The 19,698-nt window shown below is 73.3% G+C and carries 19 protein-coding genes and 1 pseudogene; 13 read left to right on the forward strand and 7 right to left on the reverse strand.

Annotated features, from left to right (window positions below; all coding sequences use genetic code 11):
- Positions 1 to 59 precede the first annotated feature (59 nt).
- The 5 genes from QMF80_RS18415 (at position 60) to QMF80_RS18435 (ending at position 4,497) form a co-directional block, all read left to right on the forward strand.
- Positions 60 to 1,343, forward strand: coding sequence for a PP2C family protein-serine/threonine phosphatase (locus tag QMF80_RS18415; RefSeq protein ID WP_283454635.1), 1,284 nt, complete (start codon positions 60 to 62; stop codon positions 1,341 to 1,343).
- Positions 1,325 to 3,064, forward strand: coding sequence for a sensor histidine kinase (locus QMF80_RS18420; RefSeq protein WP_283454637.1), 1,740 nt, complete (start codon positions 1,325 to 1,327; stop codon positions 3,062 to 3,064). Before QMF80_RS18415 ends, QMF80_RS18420 begins: the two co-directional genes overlap by 19 nt.
- 26 nt (positions 3,065 to 3,090) lie before the next feature.
- Positions 3,091 to 3,525 (forward strand): response regulator, encoded by a 435-nt coding sequence (locus tag QMF80_RS18425; protein WP_283454718.1) that lies wholly within the window; start codon positions 3,091 to 3,093, stop codon positions 3,523 to 3,525.
- A gap of 117 nt (positions 3,526 to 3,642) precedes the next feature.
- Positions 3,643 to 4,008, forward strand: coding sequence for an STAS domain-containing protein (locus QMF80_RS18430; protein ID WP_283454639.1), 366 nt, complete (start codon positions 3,643 to 3,645; stop codon positions 4,006 to 4,008).
- Between the two features lie 90 nt (positions 4,009 to 4,098).
- Positions 4,099 to 4,497, forward strand: a complete 399-nt coding sequence (locus tag QMF80_RS18435) for an ATP-binding protein (RefSeq protein WP_283454640.1) — start codon at positions 4,099 to 4,101, stop codon at positions 4,495 to 4,497.
- A gap of 77 nt (positions 4,498 to 4,574) precedes the next feature.
- Here the strand turns inward: QMF80_RS18435 and QMF80_RS18440 are convergent, their stop codons facing one another.
- The 3 genes from QMF80_RS18440 to QMF80_RS18450 form a co-directional block, all read right to left on the reverse strand.
- Positions 4,575 to 4,958, reverse strand: coding sequence for a hypothetical protein (locus tag QMF80_RS18440; RefSeq protein WP_283454642.1), 384 nt, complete (start codon positions 4,956 to 4,958; stop codon positions 4,575 to 4,577).
- 330 nt (positions 4,959 to 5,288) lie between these two features.
- Positions 5,289 to 6,206: a MurR/RpiR family transcriptional regulator gene (locus QMF80_RS18445; RefSeq protein WP_283454644.1), complete on the reverse strand. Its 918-nt coding sequence runs from the start codon at positions 6,204 to 6,206 to the stop codon at positions 5,289 to 5,291.
- 85 nt (positions 6,207 to 6,291) lie between these two features.
- The gene (locus QMF80_RS18450; protein ID WP_283454646.1) at positions 6,292 to 7,338 is read right to left on the reverse strand and encodes an aldo/keto reductase; all 1,047 of its coding nucleotides are present in this window, start codon (positions 7,336 to 7,338) and stop codon (positions 6,292 to 6,294) included.
- A 104-nt stretch (positions 7,339 to 7,442) separates the two neighbouring features.
- Here QMF80_RS18450 and QMF80_RS18455 point away from each other — a divergent pair, with 104 nt between their 5' ends.
- The 4 genes from QMF80_RS18455 to QMF80_RS18470 all read left to right on the forward strand — a co-directional run bounded on the left by QMF80_RS18455 (position 7,443) and on the right by QMF80_RS18470 (position 9,731).
- Positions 7,443 to 8,087 (forward strand): TetR/AcrR family transcriptional regulator, encoded by a 645-nt coding sequence (locus QMF80_RS18455; RefSeq protein ID WP_283454648.1) that lies wholly within the window; start codon positions 7,443 to 7,445, stop codon positions 8,085 to 8,087.
- 176 nt (positions 8,088 to 8,263) lie between these two features.
- On the forward strand, positions 8,264 to 8,683 hold the full coding sequence (gene panD / locus QMF80_RS18460) for an aspartate 1-decarboxylase (protein WP_283454651.1): 420 nt from the start codon (positions 8,264 to 8,266) through the stop codon (positions 8,681 to 8,683).
- A 23-nt stretch (positions 8,684 to 8,706) separates the two neighbouring features.
- Positions 8,707 to 9,054: a GNAT family N-acetyltransferase gene (locus tag QMF80_RS18465; protein WP_283454653.1), complete on the forward strand. Its 348-nt coding sequence runs from the start codon at positions 8,707 to 8,709 to the stop codon at positions 9,052 to 9,054.
- Positions 9,051 to 9,731, forward strand: a complete 681-nt coding sequence (locus QMF80_RS18470; RefSeq protein ID WP_283454656.1) for an arylsulfatase — start codon at positions 9,051 to 9,053, stop codon at positions 9,729 to 9,731. The genes QMF80_RS18465 and QMF80_RS18470 overlap by 4 nt, the downstream gene beginning before the upstream one ends.
- A gap of 428 nt (positions 9,732 to 10,159) precedes the next feature.
- Here QMF80_RS18470 and gnd read toward each other — a convergent pair whose 3' ends face one another.
- Complete coding sequence (gene gnd / locus QMF80_RS18475) at positions 10,160 to 11,602, reverse strand: NADP-dependent phosphogluconate dehydrogenase (RefSeq protein ID WP_283454658.1); 1,443 nt, start codon at positions 11,600 to 11,602, stop codon at positions 10,160 to 10,162.
- 281 nt (positions 11,603 to 11,883) lie between these two features.
- On the opposite strand from gnd, the gene QMF80_RS18480 reads away from it, so the two are divergent.
- Positions 11,884 to 13,137 (forward strand): transglycosylase family protein, encoded by a 1,254-nt coding sequence (locus QMF80_RS18480; protein WP_283454660.1) that lies wholly within the window; start codon positions 11,884 to 11,886, stop codon positions 13,135 to 13,137.
- 138 nt (positions 13,138 to 13,275) lie between these two features.
- On the opposite strand, the pseudogene QMF80_RS18485 reads toward QMF80_RS18480, so the two are convergent.
- Positions 13,276 to 14,064, reverse strand: a pseudogene (locus QMF80_RS18485) (DMT family transporter); the annotation flags it as partial.
- Positions 14,065 to 14,416: 352 nt separating this feature from the next.
- On the opposite strand from QMF80_RS18485, the gene QMF80_RS18490 reads away from it, so the two are divergent.
- Positions 14,417 to 15,880, forward strand: a complete 1,464-nt coding sequence (locus tag QMF80_RS18490) for an SDR family NAD(P)-dependent oxidoreductase (RefSeq protein ID WP_283454663.1) — start codon at positions 14,417 to 14,419, stop codon at positions 15,878 to 15,880.
- An 85-nt stretch (positions 15,881 to 15,965) separates the two neighbouring features.
- Here the strand turns inward: QMF80_RS18490 and QMF80_RS18495 are convergent, their stop codons facing one another.
- The gene (locus QMF80_RS18495; protein ID WP_502962878.1) at positions 15,966 to 16,493 is read right to left on the reverse strand and encodes an HD domain-containing protein; all 528 of its coding nucleotides are present in this window, start codon (positions 16,491 to 16,493) and stop codon (positions 15,966 to 15,968) included.
- A 337-nt stretch (positions 16,494 to 16,830) separates the two neighbouring features.
- On the opposite strand from QMF80_RS18495, the gene QMF80_RS18500 reads away from it, so the two are divergent.
- Together QMF80_RS18500 and QMF80_RS18505 are read left to right on the forward strand one after the other, a co-directional pair.
- Positions 16,831 to 17,007, forward strand: a complete 177-nt coding sequence (locus QMF80_RS18500; protein ID WP_283454665.1) for a hypothetical protein — start codon at positions 16,831 to 16,833, stop codon at positions 17,005 to 17,007.
- Between the two features lie 193 nt (positions 17,008 to 17,200).
- A complete protein-coding gene (locus QMF80_RS18505; protein WP_283454667.1) occupies positions 17,201 to 18,184 on the forward strand; it encodes an NAD-dependent epimerase/dehydratase family protein in 984 nt (327 codons plus the stop codon).
- Between the two features lie 35 nt (positions 18,185 to 18,219).
- Here QMF80_RS18505 and QMF80_RS18510 read toward each other — a convergent pair whose 3' ends face one another.
- Positions 18,220 to 19,665: a lipase maturation factor family protein gene (locus tag QMF80_RS18510; RefSeq protein WP_283454669.1), complete on the reverse strand. Its 1,446-nt coding sequence runs from the start codon at positions 19,663 to 19,665 to the stop codon at positions 18,220 to 18,222.
- Positions 19,666 to 19,698: the final 33 nt, after the last annotated feature.

Below are 19,698 nucleotides of genomic sequence, written 5' to 3' on the forward strand. Positions count from 1 at the left end.
GGACCGATCAGGTGCCCGCCGGGCGCCCGCGCTCTCTGGTGAGAAAGGAAACGAACGCCATGGGGAGCGCTCTGGGCCTGGGTTCTCAGTACCAGGCCGACAGCACCAGAGCACGGGCGGTCAGCCCGCCCCGACCGGTTTCCTCGGTCGAACAGGACCGCTTCGAGACCCTGTGGAGCGGCAGGCCGCCCCACGTCCTCCTCATCGAGGACGACGAGGGTGACGCCGTCCTGGTCGAGGAACTGATGGAGGACAGCGGGGTCGAGGTCCGCCTGGGCCGTGCCCGCACGCTCGCCCACGCCCTCGCGCAGCTGGACGCCGAGCGGCCCCAGTGCGTCCTGCTCGACCTGCACCTGCCCGACGCACAGGGCCTCGACGCCCTCAACAAGGTGTTGGCCAAGACCGCCGAGGCCGCCGTCGTCGTGCTCACCGGACTCTCCGAGGAGAAGGCGGGCCTGGCGGCCGTCGCGGCCGGAGCCCAGGACTACCTGGTGAAGGGCCGCCTGGAGGCGGACGTCTTCATGCGGGCCATCCGCTACGCCATGCAGCGCAAGCAGACGGAGCTGGCCGCCGCCGCCCTGCAGACCGGCCGACTGCGCGCCGAGGAGAACGCCCGGCTCGAACGCGGCCTCCTGCCGACCCCCCTGCTCCTGGACGACACGGTCTCGGTGTGCGCCCGCTACCGGCCCGGCCGCGCCCAGGCGCTCCTGGGCGGAGACTTCTACGACGTGGTCCAGACACCCGACGGGGCCACGCACGCCGTCGTCGGCGACGTGTCCGGACACGGACCGGCCGAGGCGGCCCTGGGCGTCTGCCTGCGCGTGGCCTGGCGGGCGTTCGTCATGGCCGGAGCGCGGGGACAGGAGCTGCTCGACCTCCTGGAGAAGATTTTGGTGGCGGAGCGGTCCGGGCCCGAGATCTTCGCCACCCTCGTCGCACTCACCCGCCCCGCGGGCGCGGACCGCATCTGCGTACAGCGCGCCGGACACCCCGGCTTCCTGATCCGCTCCTCGGAAGGGGTGCGGCTGCAGGCGGTCGACGGCGGGCCCGCGCTGGGGATCATGCCGGACTGGGACTCGGCCTGGCCGGTGACCGAGGTGCCGATGGAACCGTCCGGCGCGGTGATGCTCTTCACCGACGGCCTGATCGAAGGACGCGTCGGGGCCGGGCCCGTGCGCCTGGAGGAGCAGGGCCTGCTGGACATCGCCCGTCACCACACCGAGCTGCCCGCCGATGCGTTCGTCGACGCCCTGATCCACACCGCGCAGAGCCTGGCCGCTGACTGGGGCGGCCTGGCCGACGACGTCGCCGTACTCCACCTCGAATGGAACACCTCCTCGTGACCCCGCCGGAACAAGTAGACCCGTCCACCACCCGTGCCGACAGCGTCACCCGTACCGAGGGCGCCGCTCCCACCGAGGGCGCCGCTCCTACCAGCAGCGCCGCGCGTGGCACCCGTACCGTCACGGGCCTGCGCGCGCTGAGCGTGCGCGCCTGGTTCATGACCGCGCTCGCCCTGCTCGCCGCCATGGTCCTCACCACGGCCGGGGTGGGAGCGGCCCTGCTGTCGAAGACCACCGCGGCGGGCGACCGGCTCGTGGACGGGATCGCCCCCGCCCAGCGGGACGCCCTGCGGCTGGAATCGGCGCTGCTCGAGCAGGAGACCGGAGTCCGCGGCTACCTCCTGTCCCACGAGCCGGTCCTGCTGGAGCCGTACGAACGCGGCCAGCACGGCGAGCGCGAGGTGGCGGGGCGGCTGTCCACGCTGCTCGCCGGCGAGAGCGAGGCCCAGGCCGACGTGCGCGCCGTGGAGGACGCCGCCCGCGCCTGGCGGGACGGTTTCGCCACCCCCGCCATCGTCGCGGCACGTGACGGCGGCCCGGCGCCCTCCCTGGAGGAGGGCAAGGACCGCTTCGACGAAGTGCGCCGGCGGATCGCCACGCAGCAGGCGCGGCTGGACCAGCTCCAGGCCGACGCGCGCCGCACCTTCTCGCAGGCCCGTTCCGAGCGCGACCACATCCTGCTCGCGATCGTCGCGGGGTTCCTGCTGACCGGGATCTGCCTCGCGCTCCTGCTCCACATGGGCGTCGTACGCCCGCTCGGCGCGGTACGGGAGGCGTCCCGGCGGGTCGCGGGCGGGGCCTTCGGCGAGGAGATCCCCGAACGCGGGCCCTCCGACCTGCGCTCCCTGGCCCGGGTGGTCGAGGCCATGCGCCGTCGTACCGTCGAGGAGCTGGCGGCCTCGCGGACGAACGCGCGGGAACTGGAGCGCACGGCCGCGGACCTCGACGCGCAGGCGGTGGAGCTGCGCCGGTCGAACGCCGAGCTGGAGCAGTTCGCGTACGTCGCCTCGCACGACCTCCAGGAGCCGCTGCGCAAGGTCGCCTCGTTCTGCCAGCTGCTGGAGAAGCGCTACGGGGACCAGCTCGACGACCGCGGCGCCCAGTACATCGCGTTCGCGGTCGACGGCGCCAAGCGGATGCAGGTACTGATCAACGACCTGCTGACCTTCTCCCGGGTCGGCCGGGTCCAGGACGCGCGGGAGACGGTCCCGCTCGACGGCACGCTCGACCGGGCGCTGCGCAACCTCGCTGCCGCCGTGGAGGAGACCGAGGCGCGGATCACCCGGCCGGAGGACCTTCCCGAGGTGGAGGGCGACCCGACCCTGCTCACCATGCTCTGGCAGAACCTGATCGGCAACGCGGTCAAGTTCCGCGAACCGGGACGTGTGCCCCACGTCGAGATCGAGCTCCGGACCGGCACCGAGGCGGATCCCGGCTTCCACACCTTCAGCGTCACGGACAATGGGATCGGCATCGCGCCCGAGTTCGCCGACAAGGTGTTCGTCATCTTCCAGCGGCTGCACGGCCGGGAGGCCTACGGGGGCACCGGGATAGGACTCTCGCTCTGCAAGAAGATCGTCGAGCACTCCGGCGGGCGCATCTGGATCGACACCACCCGTGCGGCGGGCGAGCCGGGCACCCGGCTGGTCTTCACCCTGCCCGTGCACGGCACGGACACCCCGCCCCGGAGCACCGAACCCGCGGAAGGAACCACCCAGTGATCACGCCCAGCCCCGAGTCCCGTTCCATGCAGCAGCCCGCGGAGGTCCTCCTCGTCGAGGACGACGCGGGCGACGAACTGATGACGCGCGAGGCGTTCGAGGACAACAAGATCGGCAACACGCTGCACGTCGTACGGGACGGCCTGGAGGCCCTCGACTTCCTCTACCGCCGCGGCGAGCACACCGGCGCCCCGCGCCCCGATCTGATCCTGCTCGACCTGAACCTGCCCAAGTACGACGGCAGGCAGGTGCTCGAACAGATCAAGACCGACCCGGAACTGAGCCACATCCCCGTGGTCGTGCTCACCACCTCGGCCGCCGAGGAGGACATCCTGCGCAGCTACAAGCTGCACGCCAACGCGTACGTGACGAAGCCGGTGGACCTCGACCAGTTCATCCGGGCGATCCAGCAGATCGACGACTTCTTCGTCACCGTGGTGAAACTGCCGCGGGCCTTCTGAACACCACGACTTGCACACCACGACTTGAACACCAGGACCGGACGCGACCGGATACCGCCGGAGCACGACCAGGCACGACCAGGCACGACCAGGCTTGAGAAGAGAGACGGGTATCCCATGGACACGGACGGCGGCGCCAGAGCGCGCAACCGCGTCGAGACGCGGTCCGAGGGCGACGTACGCGTCGTCGTGATGTCGGGCGAGTTCGACATGGACAATGTGGACGAGCTGCGGACGGCGCTGGATCCCGCGGCCGTCGGCGTCAGCCGGTTCGTCCTGGACGTCACCGGTGTGACCTTCGCCGATTCGACCGCGCTCAACATCATGCTGAAGCCCGTACGGGCCCTGCCGGTCGTACTGGCGGGGACCATCCCGGCCCGGCTGGCGAGGCTGCTCCAAGTCACCGGAGCCGACGGGGTCTTCGCGGCCGCTCCCACGGTCGCGGCGGCGAAGGTGGTGCCCCTGCCGCCGCGCGGCCGCTGAGCGCGGCGCGGGGCGAGGGAGGGGTTGACGGACCGGATTCGGGGCAAACGAGCATGGTCCGGTCGTAAGGACCCCTGGAGGAGGCGAACGGTGCGGTACGGGGAGAACAGCCCGCTGCCTACGGTCCCGCGGACCGCCACGCAGGCGCGGGACCGGGTCCGCTCGCTCATCGAATCGGCCGGGGTCCGGCCGGGGGAGGACGCCCTGGCCGACGCGCTGCTCGTGACCTCGGAACTGGCGACGAACGCGATCCGCCACGGTGGCGGGATCGCCGGGTTCAGCGCCTCCGTATCGGCGGACGGCCTGCGCCTGGCGATCGCCGACACCACCGCGGCCCCTCCGGTCGCCCGGCCCACCGCGACGTCCCGCCCGGGCGGCTTCGGCTGGCCCCTGATCCGCCACCTCACCCGCAGTGTGGCGATCCGCCCGACCCCTCGCGGCGGCAAGTGCATCGAGGTCCGCGTTCCCCTGTCCGCCGTCGCGTCCTGACGGCTGGTCAGGACCGCGCTGTCAGGGCCTGGGTGTCACGGGCCGGCTGCCACGGCCGGGGTGTCGGGGTTGTGGTGTCACGGGCGGCGGTTGGCGCCCTGGGCGAGCAGGGCGTCGCCGACGAGGCGGACCCCGCGGGACAGGCGGCCCAGTTGCTGGAGCTCGACGGCGTACATCCTGATCGAGTTCTCGATCACGGACGCGGCCACGCCCATCGCGGGCAGTTCCGCCCGGCTGGTCTCCAGGGCGATCCGCATCGTCCGTACCTCGTGCTGCAGTTGGAGCTGCGCGTGCCGGGCGAGCAGTGCGGGATGGCGGGTCAGCGTCGGGTAGGTGCCGTAGCGGGCCGGGAGCAGGTCCCGCAGCCAGCGCATCGCCGTGCGGTCCCAGTCCTGGGTGCCGGGCGCCTTGACCTGGCAGGGCCAGTCGGGGCTGAGGGTGAGGGAGGCAGTCTGGCGCATTCTCGTCGCTTCCGAGTGGTGTCGAACTCTGATCGAGACGTTGCTGCGGCGGCCTCGGCCCAGGGGTTGACCGAGGCCGCCGTGAGCGCTCCGGTGGATCCGAATGCCGGGACCGGGCACGGGTGGGACGTGAGGAGGAGGCGTCACACCGCGTGTCCGGTTCCGGGAGGGCTTGGGGGTCGCCCTCCCTGGCGTCTGGTGGATCCGGGGCGCTGGCCAAGTAAACATATATACCGTCGAGTAAGCAAGGGAATGAAAAATTACATACGACGCGGAGGCGTCGGCGTACCCGGAGGCGGGACGGGGCGCCGGACGGGGTGGCGGACCGGCCTACAGGAAGAAACCGTGCTGGTCGGCGACCTGCTCATAGCCTTCGAGGCGGGCCTGCGTCCGCTCGGGGTCCGCGTCGGCCATCGCCTGCAGCAGGGCCGCGGACAGCATGCCGGGCGCCGCGTACGAGTCGAAGACGAGCCGGGACCCGGTGCCCGCGGTCAGCACCACGTCCGCCGCGTCCGCCAGCGGCCCCAGGGTGGGGTCGGTGATCAGCGCGGTACGGAGTCCCACGCTCCGCGCGGCCCGGAGCGCGCCCAGGGTCTCCCTGGCGTGCCGGGGCATGGCGTAGGCCAGCACCCAGGTCCCGCCCGCCGCCCGCGACTGCAGCAGGGCGTCGTAGGCCACGCTGCCGCCCCGGGTGACCAGGCGTACGTCGGGGTGGATGCGCCGGGCCGCGTAGGCGAAGTACTCCGCCAGCGACACCGAGATCCGCAGGCCGAGCACCGTCAGCGGCACGGAACCGGCCAGCTCGCGCCCGATGTCCAGCACCTGGTCGGTGTCCGCGAGCAGGCGGCGCAGGTTCTGCAGGTTATCGATCTCGGCGTCCACGGCCGCCTGGAGCTCGTTGTGCCGGAGCTGCCCACCGCCGCCCGGGGAGCCCGCGACCGCGCTCAGGGCGATCGGTTGCAGCGCGTCCCGCAGGGCGGGATAACCGGTGAACCCGAGGGAGACGGCGAAGCGGGTCACGGACGGCTGGCTGACGCCGACCCGTTCGGCCAGCTCGGTGATCGAGAGGAACGCGGCCTCGGTGAGGTGATCGATGAGGTACTGGGCGATGCGCCGCTGCCCCGGGGACAGCCGGTGGCCGTCGAAGAGCGCGCGGACGCGCTCGCCGGGGGTGCGCTCATGGTCCGGCGACTGCCCACCCGGCGTGATCGCGGCCGCCTGGGCGCGTGCCTGCTGCCCGGATGACACCGGCGGGCCTCCCTCTCATGTCACTCGTCACCCAACATAGCTCACGCCCTGTGCCCGCCCCGCCAGCTGATCACCGCCGCCGGTGTCAGTGCGCCGTGCCGAGCAGCGGCGGGTTGAGGCGGGCGAAGGCTTCCTGGCGTTCGTACGGGAAGTGCGGGTAGGGGGCGGGGCGGTGGCTGGCGGTGTCGAGGCGGGTGATCTGCTCGGGGGTCAGCGACCAGCCGACGGCGCCGATGTTCTGGCGCAGCTGCTCCTCGTCGCGGGCGCCGATGATGACCGAGGCCACCGTCGGGCGCTGGACCAGCCAGTTCAGGGCGACCTGGGGCACCGTCCGCCCGGTCTCCCGGGCCACCTCGTCCAGGGCGTCGACCACGTCGTACAGCAGGGCTTCGTCCACCGGCGGTCCGTAGTCGGCCGTCCGGTGCAGTCGGCTCCCGGTCGGCAGCGGGCTGCCGCGCCGGATCCTGCCGGTGAGGCGTCCCCAGCCCAGCGGGCTCCATACGAGGGCGCCGACGCCCTGGTCGTGGCCGAGGGGCATGAGGTCCCACTCGTAGTCGCGGCCGACGAGCGAGTAGTAGACCTGGTGGGCGACGTAGCGGGGGAAGCCGTGCCGGTCGGCCGCGGCGAGCGACTTCATCAGCTGCCAGCCCGCGAAGTTGGAGACTCCGACATGGCGGATCTTGCCGTCCCGGACGAGCCCGTCCAGGGCCTCCAGAACCTCTTCGACCGGTACGGACGCGTCGAAGGCGTGCAGCTGGAAGAGGTCGATGCGGTCGGTGCCGAGCCGCCGCAGGGCGTCTTCCGTGGCCCGCACCAGACGGACGCCGGACGTGCCTGCCTCGCCCGGGCCGTCGCCCATGGGCAGGCCCGCCTTCGTCGAGATCAGCACCCGGTCGCGGCGCCCTTGGAGAGCCTCGCCGAGTACGGTCTCCGAGGCGCCGGCCGAGTACACGTCGGCGGTGTCGAACAGCGTCACTCCCGCGTCGAGGGCGATGTCGACCATCCGGCGCGCCTCGCGGATTCCGGTGTCCCCCCAGGCACCGAACAGCGGGCCGCTGCCGCCGAACGTTGCGGCGCCGAAGCTGAGGACCGGCACGTCGAGACCGGACGCACCGAGCTGCCTGTATTCCATGACGGACTCCTTCGAGGCATGATGGGATATTAATGGGACGCCTGACCCGTTAAGCTGTCCTCAAGGTAGCAGGGGTGTGGCGCTAATGGAACCGGAGAACCGTTATGACGGCTGAGGAGATGGACCCGGGCACCGTGCGGCCCGGCGGACGCACGGCCCGCGTCCGGAGCGCCGTCCTGCGGGCGGCGGGCGACCTGCTGGCCGAAGCCGGGTTCGACCGGCTCGACCTGGCCGAGGTCGCCCGCCGCGCGGACGTCGGCAAGACGACGGTCTACCGCCGCTGGGGCACTCCGGCGGGACTGGTGGCGGACCTCCTCGCGGAGATGGCCGAGCAGTCCCTGCCGCGCACCGAGAGCGGATCGCTGGAAGGCGACCTGCGCGCCAATGCCGCGCTCGTGGCGCGGACCCTGACCGACCCGCGCCAAGGGCCCCTGTTCAGGGCCGTGATCGCGGCCGCCGCCACCGACCCGCGCACCGCCGCGGCCCTGCACCGCTTCTACGCGGTGCGGGTCGCGGAGTGGGTCCCCTGTGTCGAACAGGCCGTCGTGCGGGGCGAACTGCCGCCGGACACGGACCCTGAGGAGGTCGTCCGCGCGGTCTCCGCCCCCCTCTACTACCGCCTCCTGACCACGGCCGCCCCGCTGGACGCCGCGGCGGCCGACCGCGCGGCCGCCGCGGCCGCCGCCGCGGCCCGCGCGGGAGCCTTCGTCCGCACCGCGGCCCGAGGGGCGCCGGGGGCCGTCACGTGACGGGGCTCTCGGTGCGCGCCCGTGAGGGGTTCCGTAGCCTGATCCCGTCGCGGCGCCCGGGGCCGCCGATACCGGGACGACACGAGCGAAGTCTGCCGAAATCCGGGTCGTTGTAGAGTGGTTGACGCCCTTGACCTGCAGAAAGCAGGCAGGGAGCCGTAATCTAGGAGCGCTCAGTGCTGCGAACCCTGTTCAAGTCCAAGATCCACCGGGCCACCGTCACCCAGGCCGACCTGCACTACGTCGGATCCGTCACGATCGACGCCGATCTCATGGAGGCGGCGGACCTGCTGCCCGGAGAGCTCGTGCACATCGTCGACATCGACAACGGCGCCCGGCTGGAGACGTACGTCATCGAGGGCGAGCGCGGCTCGGGAGTGATCGGGATCAACGGGGCCGCCGCCCATCTGGTGCACCCCGGGGACCTGGTGATCCTCATCAGCTACGCCCAGTTCGAGGACGCCGAGGCGCGGGCCTTCGTCCCGCGCGTCGTGCACGTCGACGGGGACAACCGGATCATCGAACTGGGTACGGACCCGGCCGCCCCGGTGCCGGGGACGGACCAGCGGCGCAGCCCGCACGCGACAGCCATCTGACGATCCGACGAAGGAGACCACCCATGGCGATCGACATCAGGGACCTGCGCGCCGCCGGGCGCCTGGAGGCCCACGACGGCGCGGACCTGGTCGGGGGGATCGCCTACTTCGTGCTCTCCGCCGGACCGTCGGCGGGCGCCCTGGTCGCCGTGCACACGGTGGTCGAGCCGGGCCACGAGGGCCGCGGCATCGCCGGGGACCTCGTCCGCGCCTTCTACGCGATCGCGGCCGCCGAGAAGGTGGCCGTGGTCGCGCTCTGCCCGTATGCCGCGAGCTGGGCCGCCCGGCACCCCGACGAGGCGCCGCAGCCCCCCGCCGAGGCGGTGGAAGCGGCGAAGCGGCAGCTGGACACGGACCCGGACCTCTGGTGAGCGGGGCGGGCACGCTGACCCTGCTCCACACGTCCGCGGTGCACGTCCCCGCCTTCGAGGCGCTGCGCGACCGGAACCACCCCGGGGTCGGGCTGCGCCACATCGTGGAGCCGGGGCTGCTGGAACGGGCCCGCGCGGCCGGACCCGAGGCGGTGGCGGCCCAGATCGCGGCCCTGCTCGGTGCGCGAGCCGCGGACGGTGCGGACCGGGGGCCGGCGCTCTGCACCTGCTCCACCATCGGCGCGGTCGCCGAGGCCCTCGCCCCGGCGCTGGGCCGCGCGGTCCTGCGGGTCGACCGGCCCATGGCCGCGGCGGCCGTCCGCGGGGGCTCCCGCGTCGCGGTCCTCGCCGCGGTGGAGAGCACCCTGGCCCCGACCCTGGCCCTGCTGGAGGAGGAGGCCGCCGCCCTCGGCCGGGAGCGGCCCGGGTACGCGGCGACCGCGGCCCTGCTGCCGCGGGTGGTCGAGGGAGCCTGGGAGCGGTTCGAGGCGGGCGACGACGCCGGGTACCTCGCCCGGGTGGCCGCGGCGGCGGACGCGGTGACGGGCGCGGACGTGATCGTGCTGGCCCAGGCCTCGATGGCGGGGGCGGTGGACCTCGTACGCACGAACGTTCCGGTGCTCGCCAGCCCCGCGATCGGCCTGGCCGCGGCGGTGGAAGCGCTCCGGCGGGCATAGGGGCCGGTATCGCGGGAAGGTGGGCCGTATGGTGCGAAACGTAGAGGTCCAGAGCTCCCGGCGGCCCCCGAACCCGTTCCCCGCCCCGCCCCGCGGCGATATCGAGCCGATCCCGGAACCCGGGGTACCGGACCCGGCCGTCCCGGAACCGACGACGCCGGACCCGTTCCCGGCGCCCTGGCCCGGCCCCGGCGTGCCCGACCCGGGAACCCCGGACCCGGGGAGGCCCGGCCCGGGAACCCCCGACCCCGTGCCCGCGCCGCCCCGGCCCGCGCCGCCGGTCCCCGGGCCCGTTCCCGAGCCCGACCCGGTCCCGCCGCCCCCGGGGCCCGCGCCGCTCCCGCAGCCCGGACCCCTCGGCTGATTCTTCGGCGGCGCCGTCGGCGGTACCGCCCGCAGCGTCCGCGCCGACGGGCCGGTCCGCCGGGTCAGTCGGTGCGGACCTCTGAGCGGTCGCCGCTCCAGAGGGTGTGGAACGAGCCCTCGCGGTCCGTACGCCGGTAGGTGTGCGCCCCGAAGTAGTCCCGCTGGCCCTGCGTCAGGGCGGCGGGGAGCCGCTCCGCCCGCAGCGCGTCGTAGTACGCCAGCGAGGCCGCGAAGGCGGGCACCGGTACGCCCTGGCCGACGGCGGTCGCCAGCACCGCCCGCCAGTCGTCCTGAGCCGCGCCGATCTCCTGCGCGAACCGCTCGTCGGCCAGCAGGCTCGGCAGGTCCGGCCGGGCGTCGTACGCGGCCCGGATCCGGTCCAGGAAAGCCGCCCGGATGATGCAGCCGCCCCGCCACAGCGAGGCCACGGCGCCCGGGTCCACGCCCCAGCCGTACTCCTCGCTGCCGGCCTGGATCTGGTGGAAGCCCTGGGTGTACGAGACGATCTTGGATGCGTACAGGGCCTGCTCCACCCGGGCGGCGAACGCGTCCGCCTCCTCCGGCGCGAGGGCGGCCGCAACCGGGCCCGCGAGCGTCCGTGAGGCGGCGCGCAGCTCCCCGTGGCCGGAGACGGCGCGGGCGAAGACGGCCTCGGCGATCCCGGACACCGGAACCCCGAGGTCCAGGGCGATCTGCACGGTCCAGCGGCCGGTGCCCTTCTGCTCGGCCGCGTCGGCGACCACGTCGACGTAGGGACGCCCGGTCGCGGCGTCCGTGTGGGCGAGCACCACCGCCGTGATCTCGATCAGGTAGGAGTCCAGCCGCCCCCGGTTCCATTCGCGGAAGGTCTCCGCGATCCGTGCGGGGGAGTAGCCGGCGACCTCGCGCAGCAGGTGGTAGGCCTCCGCGATCAGCTGCATGTCGGCGTACTCGATGCCGTTGTGCACCATCTTCACGAAGTGGCCCGCGCCGTCGGGACCCATGTGCGAGGTGCAGGGCGTGCCGTCGGCGGCCTTGGCGGAGATCTTCTCCAGCATCGGGCCCAGGGCCTCCCACGACTCCGGCGAGCCGCCGGGCATGATGCTCGGCCCGAGCAGCGCGCCCTCCTCACCGCCGGAGATGCCCACGCCCACGAAGTGGATGCCCTGCTCGCGCAGCTCGCGCTCACGGCGCCGGGTGTCTTCGAAGTGCGCGTTCCCGCCGTCGATGATCACGTCGCCCGGCTCCAGCAGCGGCGCGAACTCGTGGATCACCGCGTCGGTCGGCTCCCCGGCCTTGACCATGATGACGAGGCGCCGGGGGCGCTCCAGCGCGTCGGCGAACTCCTTGGCGGACTCGGCGGCGATGAACGTGCCCTCGTGGCCGAATTCCTCCACCAGGGCCCGGGTCTTCGAGGCGGTGCGGTTGTGGACGGCCGTGGTGTAGCCGTTCCGGGCGAAGTTGCGGGCGAGGTTGCTGCCCATCACCGCGAGCCCGGTGACGCCGATCTGGGCCGTGCTGCTCATGCGTGTGCTCCTGGTGTCGTCGGGGTGCGGGTGCGGGTGCGGGTGCGAGGTGCGAGGTGCGAGGTGCGGGGTTCCGGTCCGTCGTTCCGTGCGCCGCGGCGCGCCGTCGTGCCGACGCTTTCACGCGGGACCGCCGACGCTACATCGGGACACACCCTTATAGATCTCCTACCCGTCGAGATCACCTCAACGGCCCTTGCTGTGCGCGGTGTTGCGCCACTTGTCAGGTCCCGGCCGTGACGTTAGGTTGTGCGGTTCCTGATGTCTTCAAGGGGGCTCCCATGGGCGCACGGGCCCGGCACCGCCGGTACCAGCCAAGCACCATCAACCGGGCCTCGTTGGTGGTGACCGCGGGCGGCGCCGGAATCGCCCTGCCCTTCATCGGCGTCGGAGCCGCGCACGCGGCTTCCGTCGACACCTGGGACAAGGTCGCGGCCTGCGAGTCCACGCACAACTGGCACATCAACACGGGCAACGGCTATTACGGCGGGCTCCAGTTCACCCAGAGCACCTGGCGCGCCTTCGGCGGTACCTCGTACGCCGCCCGCGCCGACCTGGCGACCAAGGACCAGCAGATCGCGGTCGCCGAGAAGGTGCTCGGCTCGCAGGGTCCGCAGGCCTGGCCCGTCTGCTCCAAGGAAGCGGGTCTGAGCCGCAGCGGCGGTACACCGGCGGTGACCCCGGACGTGCAGCCCGCGGCGGCGAAGGCGCAGACGAAGACCCCCGCACAGCCGCGGGCGGCGAAGCCGCAGACCGCGCAGGCCGCACCCGTCGCGAACCAGAGCGCGTCGGCCGCCCCGACCGGGAGCCCGGTCGCCGCGAACCCGTACGTCGTCGTGCGGGGCGACTCCCTCTCGGGCATCGCCCAGGGCCAGCACGTCGAAGGCGGCTGGCAGGCGCTCTACGAGACCAACCGGACCGCCGTCGGCGCCGACCCCGACATGATCTTCCCGGGTCAGCGGCTCACCCTGCGGGTCACGGCCGCGCCGGTCACCCCGCCGCCCGCCAATACCCCGCCGCCCGCGGCCGTGAAGCCGCCCGCGCCCTCTCCGGAGAAGCCGCCGCGGACCGCCGATCCGGTCAAGCCCGTCGAATCGGCGGCGGCCAAGCCGAAGCCCGCGTCCGCCTCGGGAACGTTCGTCGCGCCCGTCGACGGGGGCCTCGGCACGGCCTACCGCGTCGCGGGTTCCTCATGGTCCAGCGGATACCACACGGGCGTCGATTTCCCGGTGTCGACCGGCACCGCCGTCAAGGCCGTCGCCCCCGGCGAGGTCGTCTCGGCGGGCTGGGCGGGCGCCTACGGCTACCAGGTCGTCATCCGGCACACCGACGGCCGGTACTCGCAGTACGCGCACCTCTCGGCGCTCGGTGTCAAAGCCGGTCAGCAGGTGAGCGGGGGAACGCGGATCGGCCGCTCCGGCTCGACCGGCAACACCACCGGACCGCACCTGCACTTCGAGATCCGGACCGGGCCCGGCTACGGCACGGACGTGGACCCGCTGGCCTACCTGCGCGGGCACGGCGTGGACGTCTGAGGGCTCCGCACCCGCGAAGCCCGCCGCGGATCCGGCGGCCTCCGCCGACGCGAAGTCCGCGTCGGCGGGCGCCGCGTCGCCGGAGGGCACCCGAGCGCCGGGCGGAACGACCGTGAGCAGCACCAGGCCCGCCGCGGCGACCGCCGCGCTCAGCAGCGCGGCCACCGTGCCGAGGGCGCCGTAGCGGAAGCTCTCGCCGAACAGCCAGATGCCGACGCCCGCCGCGACCACCGGATTGACCACCGTCACCGTAGCCAGCGGCGCGGTCAGCCCGGCGCCCCGGTAGGCCGCCTGGGACAGCAGCAGCCCGGCCGCCGCCAGTGCGGCGATGGAGGCCAGCTGCGAGGCCTGGCCGAACACGGCGCCCCGTTCGACGCCTTCGGCCACCGACTTGGTGAACACCGAGGCCATGCCGAAGGCGGTACCGGCCGCGGCCGCCAGCAGCACGCTGCGCATGACCGCCCGGGGCACCCGGTGGGCCGCCAGGAGCAGGGCCGCCGCCAGCGCGGCCGTCACGGTCAGCAGCAGACTGCGCTCGCCGCCCGACAGGGTCTGCTCCGCGCGCCCGTCACCACCGGTCAGCGCCAGCAGCCCGGCCAGTCCCACCGTGGCCAGCACCGCCCCGCGCCAGGCGGCCGTGCCCGAGCGGCGGCCGACGAAGACGGCGGCCAGCGGCAGGGCGAAGACGATCGTGAGCGCGCCCAGCGGCTGGACCAGGCTCAGCGGGCCGTAGGCCAGCGCCGCCACGTGCAGCAGCGCGCCGAGCCCGTTCAGTGCGACGGCCAGCCACCAGCCGCTCCGGGCCAGCGGCGCGTAGTGCTGCCGCTCGTCGCCGCCCGCCGCCACGCGCTCCTGCACGATGGCACCGGCGGCGTAGGCGAGCGCGGAGACAAGGCAGAGGAGGACTGACACGGCGAGGGCACTCATGTCGGCCACAATGCCTGGTTCGACTTGAGTATTCCTCGTCCCACAGGTGGTGATCGCCTGTACTCCTTGAGTAGTACAGGAGTAGCAAAGCTGTAGTCCTCCCGCCCGTCACGGGGTGTTCCGTCCCTCCTGGGCGTGCGCCTGTAGCACGACCGCCCGCGGCTGCCCAGGGGGTTGGGCGGGGAAACCGGCGGGACGTCGCCTTCGCCTGCGCAGCGTGATGATCGGATCGCCGTGCGTCAGGAGAGGGGGAACGGGTTTGGTTCCGGGCGCGTGGGATCCGTACAGTTTCCCTTTTGGAGAGTTCGCGACACGCGGGCGCGGACGAGTTGATCGAGGAACGGCAACGGCCATGACGGTGACCGAAGACATCCAGACGTACGGACCGGGGATCGACCCCGAGCGCCTGGCCGTCTGCCTCGCAGTGCTCGACGAGCTGGACAAGCTGGACGTCGATCACCCCGACGCCGTCACCGTACGCCGCGCCACCGCGGGCATCTACCGCACGGTCAAGCAGCGCCGCCGCCAGGACCGCCGCGCCGCCAAGACGGCCAACGACAAGGCCGTCACCGAGGCGACCGCGACCGGCTCGGCCGACCGCATCGACGACGAGACCCAGGGCAACGCCCTGAGCGCCGCGACGAGGGGCCCGGTCGCCGGAATACTCCAGCGCCCCCGCTCCTGCTACGTCTGCAAGACGCGCTACGTCGAGGTCGACGCCTTCTACCACCAGCTCTGCCAGGACTGCGCCGCCTTCAACCGCGAGCGCCGCGACGCCCGGACCGACCTCTCCGGCCGCCGCGCCCTGCTCACCGGCGGCCGCGCCAAGATCGGCATGTACATCGCGCTGCGGCTGCTGCGCGACGGCGCCCACACCACCATCACCACCCGCTTCCCGAACGACGCGGTCCGCCGCTTCAAGGCGATGCCCGACAGCCACGAGTGGCTGCACCGCCTGAAGATCGTCGGCATCGACCTGCGCGACCCGGCCCAGGTCGTGGCGCTCGCCGACTCGGTCGCCGCCGAGGGCCCCCTCGACATCCTGATCAACAACGCCGCGCAGACCGTACGCCGCTCCCCGGGCGCCTACAGCGAGCTGGTCGCCGCCGAGAGCGCCCCGCTGCCCGCGGGCGAGCTGCCCGCCTCCGAGGTCATCGGCACCTTCGGCAGTGGCACCGTCGACCGGGTCGCGGCCCTGCCCAGCGGCCACGGCGAGAAGCTCAGCGCCCAGGACGTCACCGAGCTGGCGCTGGTCTCCGGCTCGGCCTCGCTGGAGCGGATCGCCGCAGGTACCGCCATCGACGCGGGCGGCCTGGTCCCGGACCTGCACGACACCAACAGCTGGATCCAGACGGTGTCCGAGGTGGACCCGATCGAGCTGCTCGAAGTCCAGCTGTGCAACTCCACCGCGCCGTTCATCCTGATCAGCAAGCTGCGCCCGGCCATGGCCGCGGCCGCCGCCGGGCGCCGCTACGTGGTCAACGTCTCCGCGATGGAAGGCGTCTTCGGCCGCGGCTACAAGGGCGCCGGTCACCCGCACACCAACATGGCGAAGGCCGCGCTGAACATGCTGACGCGCACCAGCGCCCAGGAGATGTACCAGTCGGACCAGATCCTGATGACCGCGGTCGACACCGGCTGGATCACCGACGAGCGCCCGCACCCGGACAAGGTCCGGCTCGCGGAGGAGGGCTTCCATGCCCCGCTCGACCTGGTCGACGGCGCGGCCCGGGTCTACGACCCGATCGTCCGCGGCGAGGCGGGCGAGGACCTCTACGGCGTCTTCCTCAAGGACTACGCGCCCGGCAACTGGTAGCCGGGCCGCCGGGCTCCGCCCGCTCCGGGCCGCCGGGGCTCCGCCCGTCGGGGACGTCCGGTCCCTCCCGCCCAGGGCCGTCCGTTCAGGACGTGCGGTCGTACGCCCCGGCCGCCACCCGCTCCAGCACCGGCCGCCAGTCCTCCATCACCCCCGCGTCCAGCCCGACGACCTTGCCCGCGTCGTCGGCCTGGCGCAGGGTGACCGCGGCCGCCGCGTCCGGATCCGCCGCGAACGCCGCGGCCTCCGCCGGACTCATCACGCCGCCCTGCGCGCGCAGGGTCAGCGCGCTCTGCGGGGACAGCGCCCGCCCCGGTTCCACGGCCGCCAGATAACGCTTCGCGGGCACGTGCAGCCGGACCAGCCGTGTCACCCGGGCGCCGAGCAGGGGCCGGACCGCCTCCGCGCCGTGCCGGGCGTGCCCCGCGTCGTCCCCCGGGAACAGCAGGTGGCCCAGATCGTGGACCAGCCCCGCCACCTGCAACTCCTTGTCGAAGGGGTGGGAGCGCCGCAGCAGTGCGGCGGTCTGCAGCGCGTGGTCGTGCAGATCGACGGGGTCCCCGCCGCGGTCGGGTGCGTCCCACGCCCCGCGGCAGGCGCGCAGTAGGTCCATCAGCTCCTCGACGCAGCCGATCACCACCGGCTTCCCGGATTCCAGCACCAGGGCTCCTCCCGTCGCGCGATCCGTCAGGTATCCCGCCGAGCAGAGCAGCCCCACCCGTCGTCGCGGCGGACGAGGTCCTGAATTCCGGGGGAAATCAAGAGGTCTAAAGTGGATTTTACCTTTCCATCGAGCGGGCCTCCGCTCATATGTGTACCCTGAAGCGCACGGACGGCCCCACCAAGGCAACGCTCCGTATCGAAAGCCATGGCGCCACCGCGTCCGGATGTCCTTTTCTTGCCCGGCAGCGGCACGCCCGCCGGGTTACGCGACACAAAAGGAGTGCGCGGTGACACCAGAACTGACGAAGCACGACCAGGGACTGCTGGAGCGGACGGAGTACCGTTCCCGCACCCACTCCGACCAGCTCGGAAGCCTGGAGGTGTGGGCCCGGTCCGCGCCGATCCGGCTCGCCGGGTACGAAGAGGACCTGGCGGAGCCGCACATCCTGCCCGGCATCGACTGACCGCCCGCGACACGCTTCGCGACCCACCCCGCGACATCTCGCGACACCCCGCGGCCTTGACCGGCCCGCACCGTGCCCCCGCGCCGACCGGCGACGGGGGCGCGTGGGTTCCCGTCCCGCGTACGCCGTCAGCGTCATCGCTGTTGGCGATCAAGGGTTCCGCGCCCCAGGGCCGCCGGGCAGGCTGGCCGGTATGAAACTGCTGATGCTGGGCGGGACCGAGTACGTGGGCCGGGCGATCACCGAGGACGCCCTCGCGCGGGGCTGGGAGGTGACGGTCTTCCACCGGGGCCGCCATGCCCCGCCGCCGGGAACCGCCTCCCTGCTCGGCGACCGCACCGAAGCCGGCGGACTCACGGCCTTGGCCGCCGGGGAGTGGGACCTGGCCGTCGACACCTGGGGCGGCGCCCCCACCGCGGTCCGTGACGCGGCCCGGCTGCTGCACGGGCGGGTCGGGCACTTCACCTACATATCCAGCCGGTCCGTGTACACCTACCCCAGCCCGCCCGGCCTCGGCGAGGGCGCCCCCGTGGTGGAGGGCTCGGCCGACGCCGCGCCGCAGGGCTACGCCCAGGACAAGCGCGGCGGGGAACTCGCGGCCGTCGGCGCCTTCGGCGAGGAACACGCCCTGCTCGTGCGCCCCGGACTGATCATCGGCCCCTACGAGAACGTCGGACGGCTGCCCTGGTGGCTGAACCGGGCGGCCCGCGGCGGCCCCATGCTCGCCCCCGGCCCGCGTGAACTGCCGCTCCAGTACATCGACGTTCGCGACCTCGCGCGCTGGACCCTGGACGCCGCGCGGGACGGGCGCGGGGGAGCGTACAACCTGGTCTCGCCGCTCGGGCACACCACGATGGGCGGGCTCCTCGACGCCGTCACCGCCGTCACCGGCGGCCGGGCCGACCTGCGCTGGACCGCCGCGGAACCGATCCGGGACGCCGGGATCGAACCGTGGACCGAACTGCCCATCTGGCTCCCGGAAGGAGAGCTGCACGACTACATGTTCGGCGGTGACGTCACCAAGGCGCTGGCCGCGGGGCTCGTGTGCCGTCCCGTCGAGGAGACCGTGGCCGCCACCTGGAGCTGGCTGGAGAGCCTCGGCGGAGCGGCCCCGCAGCGCCCCGACCGCCCGGCGCCGGGCATCGGAGCGGAGCGGGAGGCCGCGCTGATCGGGTGAGCCGCGCGGGCCGGGTGCGATCCGCAAGGGACGGCCTACACGGGGGATTCGGCGCCGGGGCCGGGGTCCGCGAGCCGGGTGGGCGGCAGGAACTCGCCCACCAGCCTGCGCTGCCACCAGGCCCCGGTGGCGCGCAGTTCGCGCCAGGTGGTGAAGCGGTAGCGGTACAGCCGCGCCCTGACGTAGAGCGGCGGGGCGTCCGGGAACGGATTGTGGCCGAGCAGCCGCAGCGTGTCCCGGTCGCCCGCCAGCAGCCGCTCCACGAAGGGTCCGAACCAGTCGCGGGCGTAGCCGGGGGAGAGGGCGGCGAACCACATCAGCCAGTCCAGCCTCAGGTGGTACGGCGCGAACTGGCGCGGCAACCGCCCCGGCCGCCCCGGTTTGCCCTTGAACCCGTACTCCAGCCACGCCCCGTCCCGGTGCGGCGCCGGATCCGCGGTGCCCTCCACGACCACCTCGTCCCGGATCCGGCCGACGGTTCCGAAGGCCCCGTAGGCATTGACCAGATGGAGCGCGTCGAAGGAGCGGTTCATCACCTGCCGCCGCGACAGCAGGTTCCGCACCGGACCCCGGCTCAGCACCAGCACCAGCGCGGTCAGCGCGCACACCGCGACCTCGTACCAGAGCGGGGCGGCGCGCGCCGCGGCGGCGGGCGGCGGGCCCGTGAGCGCGGTGAAGTCCACGGCGGACAGCGCGAGCGCGATCGTCAGCCAGTTGAGCCAGGCGAAGTTCCCCGACAGCACCAGCCACAGCTGGGTCGCCGCGATCACCCCCGCCGCCACGGAGGCCACCGGCTGCGGGGTGAACAGCATCACCGGCACGAGCAGTTGGGTGACGTGGTTCGCCGCGCACTCGATCCGGTGCACCGGCCGAGGCAGCCGGTGGAAGAACCAGCTCAACGGCCCAGGCATCGGCTGTGTCTCGTGGTGGAAGTACAGGCAGGTCAGCCGCCGCCAGCAGGGGTCCCCGCGCAGCTTGATCAGGCCCGCCCCGAACTCCACGCGGAAGACCACCCAGCGCAGCAGCCACAGGACCAGCACCGGCGGCCCCACCCGGGCGTTGCCGAGGAACACCGCGAGGAACCCCGCCTCCAGCAGCAGGGACTCCCAGCCGAAGGAGTACCAGGTCTGCCCGACGTTCACGATCGACAGGTACAGCGCCCAGAGCAGGGCCCACATCGCCATCGCCGCGCCGAGCGGTACGGCGTCCCCCGCACCCGCGGCGAGCGCCGCCGCCAGCCCGGCTCCGGTCCAGGCGCAGCAGGCGAAGAGCCGGTCGGAGTAACGCAGTTGGAACAGGCTGGGGGCCCGGCGGAAGGGCACGTTCCGGACGTACCGCGGGACCGGGAGCATCCCGCGGGCGCCGATCAGCGCCCGGAACTGGAGGGCGGCCCCCGCGAAGGCGCAGACGTAGACGCCCGCCAGGGCCCGCTGGAAGACCAGCCGGCCGAGCCAGTACCCGGGTGCGACGAACCAGTCCATCGCTCCCAGTATCGGCCGCGCGGCCGACACCCG

Source organism: Streptomyces sp. G-G2 (genome assembly GCF_030063135.1).
In the GTDB taxonomy this organism is placed as follows: domain Bacteria; phylum Actinomycetota; class Actinomycetes; order Streptomycetales; family Streptomycetaceae; genus Streptomyces.